The following is a 4,083-nucleotide window of genomic DNA, read 5'->3' as shown; positions in this document are numbered from 1 at the left end:
ATGCGATGGGTCTGGCGTCGGGCCAAGGCGGTTCCAGCGACCAGTACCACGCCGCAAGCTGCGTGATATGGATGTGGTGTGGTAGGAGGAGGGACTTCCTGCCACATCACCCATCACCTCACCCGACGCCATATTTCGGTCCATGCTTCATTTTCAAGAATCTTGAGTGCCTTGACACCTTCTTGCAGTTCCTTGATCTGAATTTCATCAGAACAAAGAACCGCAGCTTCATTGGTAGAATCAATCACCTCCGTCACATTTGAAACCAACGCCAAAAGTGCTTCGGTCGATATTCGACGATTTCGTGATTTTGAACTACTTAAGTAGCTTTGGCTTCGGTTTAACCATTCACCAAATTCGCGACCAGAAGTAACAATTCCCAAAGAATAAAACTCCTCATATATCGCCGATAATTCACGCATAGTTGCCTCCTGCTGATGTTGCAGGGGTATTTATCCAATCAGCGAATGCCTTCATATGTGGGCATTTATCTCGACAGCCCAAATTGGCCGCGATCTTCGAAGCTGTTATGGTCCTCGGCCACATCCTGGGAGGGAGCATCATGACCAAGACAAAATTGCCCTTCGCAATGACCATCTGCGGGCTGGATGAGCTTGGTGACGAGTTGGAAGCCTTCGGCCCAACGCACGTCATCTCAATCTTGGACCCTGGGGAGGACGATCATGACCCACTGGTCTTCCCTGGTTTGATCAAGGTGCTGAGTCTCAGATTTTATGACCTGCACGCCATGGGGGGAGTCGTCGGAAAGTCTCTTGATCGACAGGGACGGAACGAACACCCCAGCGTGGACCATGCTCAGACCATCATTGATTTTGGTCGAGAGATACCCAGCGGTGGCCGGGTATTGTGCCATTGCTGGGCCGGAATATCCCGCTCAACCGCCGCCGGATTTTTACTGGCATGCCTGCATCTACCTGCGGCAGAAGCCATGGAACTGATCATGGAGCTACGGCCCGGAGCGATGCCAAACAGGCTCATCGTAAAATTCGCAGACCGGATTCTTCGTGATGATGGACAAATGGTTGCTGCGGTTGACGGTCACAAACGCGATGTTGGAACTCGGTCAATCAAGTCGAGAAGACGTTGAGCATCATGTAAAGCACCTCGGAGTAGGTCAAGGACGGCCATCACCTTAAATCTTATAATGTTCTCATCATTAACCGGCGGCAATCGTCCCGGAGCAACAGAAACGGCATCTTGCGGAGAAATCGTAAAGTCATTTAATCGCATAGTTTACCCCGCATATATTGATAATACGTATTTATGTGGTTATATTGAAACAAGCACATATATCAGATTGCTTGGAGGGCATTATGCGTTCGCAAGTCATACTGCTATCAGTCTGCGTGCTATTCACTGCGACATTTGCCGCAAACGCCCAGGAAGGCGTCTTCTATATGACGGACAAAGGTGTTGCCGGTGTGGTTAAGGCCGCTCCCCCGCCGATCTATCCACGCGATCCCAACCTGCCTAATTATTACTCCATCGGCACGCAGCCCCCACCGCCGCCGCTCACATATGACGAGATCAACACCCCAGGATACTGGCACCGTGAGCAAGTGGCCGTCCTGGGCAGGGATGCGAATGGCATGAACCTGCATGATCGTGGGGTGTACTGCTCGTCCCAGGAACGTAAGGTGAGCCGCTATGCCGAAATTTCCTCGCAGTGGTTAAGCGATCACGATTTGTGGATTGCCCCGTCGGCTGGCTTTATTCCCCATGGGATCGTGATGTCTGAATCGCGAGACATTTTGACCTATGCACAAGTCGCATTACGCGACATCCGATACATCAAACACAATGGTGCACAAATTCAGCACTGCGATGACGTTGCTGCGTTTGCGATCATGCGAATGCAAAAATTATTGGAAAAATACCCGGAAGACCCTGGCTGGGTGGAGCGGGTCCGAAACTGACCGACATTGTTTCCAGACTGGCAATCAGCATTAAGGCGTCGGTAAAGAATTATATATATTACCAGCAAAATCGGTGACAAGTTTGCAAATAACACGACGACCTACAGCAACTCTATATTCAATAAAAATTGATCGGCAGGCACCGGATGTCCAAGCAGATACCCCTGTAAAATTTCACAGCCACAATCTATCAGAAATTCACGCTGAAACTCATTTTCAACACCCTCTGCTATTACCTCGAGATCGAGAGCATGAGCCATTTGAATAATAGATGAAATTAACGCATTGCCCTTGCCTTTATCAGATATTTCAGAAGTAAACGACTTATCAATCTTAAGTGTAGTAAACGGAAATTTGCGAAGATATCCAAGTGCAGAATACCCAGTTCCAAAATCATCAATTGAAAGACGGATACCCATTCCTCTCGCCACTTCCATGAATACAGTCGCAGCATGACTATCCGCAACAAGAGTTCGTTCAGTTAGCTCGATCTCAAGCAACTCAGGAGGGAATCCCGTCTCCTGAAGAATTTTCTCAATGGTTTCAATGAAGCCCATATCACTACACTGCAAAGCCGATATATTTACCGCAACGCGAAATTCGGCTCCATAGTTTGAACGCCAAAACGCTGCATCCTTGCATGCGGAAAGCAATATAGACTTCCCTATTTGCTTAATCAGACCATTTTCTTCTGCCAATGGAATAAATTTATCCGGAGAGATGTAACGGCCACTATGAGATTGCCAACGAGCAAGTGCTTCAGCACCAACAAGTCGTCCTGATTTTGCATCCATAAGAGGCTGATAAAACACTTTAATTAAGCCTTCCGTTACCGCAGAATGAAGCTCGCTATCTAAAGACTGTCGCTCGCGAGCCTCCTTGTCCATTTCAGGCATAAACAGCCGATATCCGCTGCATGACTTATTTCTTGCGTTCATCAGTGCTGAGTGTGCGTTTCTCAGCAACTCAAAATGGTCAGTTCCGTCGATTGGTGAAAATGACAACCCAATTGATGATGATAAAAAAATTTGTTCTCCACAAAAATTAAACGGCTGCGATAATGCCTCTATTAATCTTTTTGCAACAGACTCAGCAATAGATGGGGTCGAGATTCCTTGTAAAATTACAAGGAATTCAGTTCCGCCAATTCGTGAAACCGTATTCAGATCGTTAAAAACTATTTCTGAAATTCGTTCAGCGGCTTGCTTTAGAATTAAATCGCCACCTTTGTGGCCGTGAATGTGGTTTGCCCGAGACAACCCATCAACCTTTACAATTAGAGCGGAAACAATCTTTCCGAAACTAGAATTTGCAGCAATAGCTTGGCAAAGGCGATCAAGTGCAACCGCTCTGTTGGGCAGCCCCGTAAGTTCATCAAAGTTCTGCGTATGAATTAGCCGCTTCTCAAATTCCTTTCTAATAGAAATGTCTTCCTTAATAGCGATGAAATTAACAATCCGTGCATAATCATCAATCACAGGAGCAATTACAGCATACTCCCAAAATAAATCACCATTTTTCCTTTTGTTGTGCAATTCGCCGTGCCACACCTTTCCATCGGAAATAGCACCCCATAACTCACGATAAACCTCTTCAGTGGTATATCCAGACTTTAATATTCTTGGGTTTGATCCGACCGCCTCTTCATAAGTATACCCCGTATTCTTCGTGAAGCATGGATTGACATACTGGATTAGGCCGCCACAATCAGTTATGACAACAGAAACAGGAGCCTGTTCGACTGCCGCAGATAGTCGCAGCAGACTGGACTGGCGATGAGCGGTTTCTTCAAGAAGGCGATTGATTGCTAGCGAAACAGGTCCGATCACTTCATCAGAAGACGACTCGCAGCGAACAAGTATATTCCCTGACAAAAATTCGTTAATTGCAGCTTCTATATCTCTCAAGCGTCCAACCATTTTAAACACCTCAGGTGTCGTCGGCCTTTATGGATTTGACGTTGCCGGACGAGACGGCAAGCAATGTATGTAATTTTTCAAGCGATTCATCGCTACAGTAGACGGACATGCAGCAACCGTGATTTGCAGCACAAATCAAAACCCTGGAGATAGAATCAATTGTGTTGGATGTCTTGTCGTGGCTAATTTTGCAGACGCGTATTAATTCATCACTCATGGCACTAACC

General features: G+C 46.7%; 5 protein-coding genes. 2 read left to right on the top strand and 3 right to left on the bottom strand.

The genetic code is table 11. The features are described from left to right. Positions 1–113: 113 nt before the first annotated feature. Entirely contained in the window at positions 114–422 is a 309-nt protein-coding gene (locus H261_RS25220; RefSeq protein ID WP_152427081.1) for a DUF6626 family protein, read from the bottom strand. A gap of 140 nt (positions 423–562) precedes the next feature. Here H261_RS25220 and H261_RS24370 point away from each other — a divergent pair, with 140 nt between their 5' ends. Beyond that, positions 563–1,108 (top strand): tyrosine phosphatase family protein, encoded by a 546-nt coding sequence (locus H261_RS24370; RefSeq protein WP_008622429.1) that lies wholly within the window; start codon positions 563–565, stop codon positions 1,106–1,108. A 226-nt stretch (positions 1,109–1,334) separates the two neighbouring features. Beyond that, positions 1,335–1,937, top strand: coding sequence for a hypothetical protein (locus tag H261_RS22480; RefSeq protein WP_008622428.1), 603 nt, complete (start codon positions 1,335–1,337; stop codon positions 1,935–1,937). A 101-nt stretch (positions 1,938–2,038) separates the two neighbouring features. On the opposite strand, the gene H261_RS24365 is transcribed toward H261_RS22480, so the two are convergent. Together H261_RS24365 and H261_RS26330 are read right to left on the bottom strand one after the other, a co-directional pair. Beyond that, entirely contained in the window at positions 2,039–3,856 is a 1,818-nt protein-coding gene (locus tag H261_RS24365) for a putative bifunctional diguanylate cyclase/phosphodiesterase (RefSeq protein ID WP_081609043.1), read from the bottom strand. A gap of 10 nt (positions 3,857–3,866) precedes the next feature. Then, the coding region (locus H261_RS26330) for a hypothetical protein (protein ID WP_235063035.1) at positions 3,867–4,083 on the bottom strand (217 nt) is incomplete at its 5' end.

The organism is Paramagnetospirillum caucaseum, assembly GCF_000342045.1.
Classification (GTDB): domain Bacteria; phylum Pseudomonadota; class Alphaproteobacteria; order Rhodospirillales; family Magnetospirillaceae; genus Phaeospirillum; species Phaeospirillum caucaseum.
Note: the sequence above shows the minus strand (reverse complement) of the source record. Positions and strands in the feature narration are given on the sequence as shown.

Bases quoted from the DNA above. Each gene is read 5' to 3' on its own strand.
- H261_RS24365 (WP_081609043.1), bottom strand. From the start codon at position 3,856: ATGGTTGGACGCTTGAGAGATATAGAAGCTGCAATTAACGAATTTTTG.
- H261_RS25220 (WP_152427081.1), bottom strand. From the start codon at position 422: ATGCGTGAATTATCGGCGATATATGAGGAGTTTTATTCTTTGGGAATT.
- H261_RS22480 (WP_008622428.1), top strand. From the start codon at position 1,335: ATGCGTTCGCAAGTCATACTGCTATCAGTCTGCGTGCTATTCACTGCG.
- H261_RS24370 (WP_008622429.1), top strand. From the start codon at position 563: ATGACCAAGACAAAATTGCCCTTCGCAATGACCATCTGCGGGCTGGAT.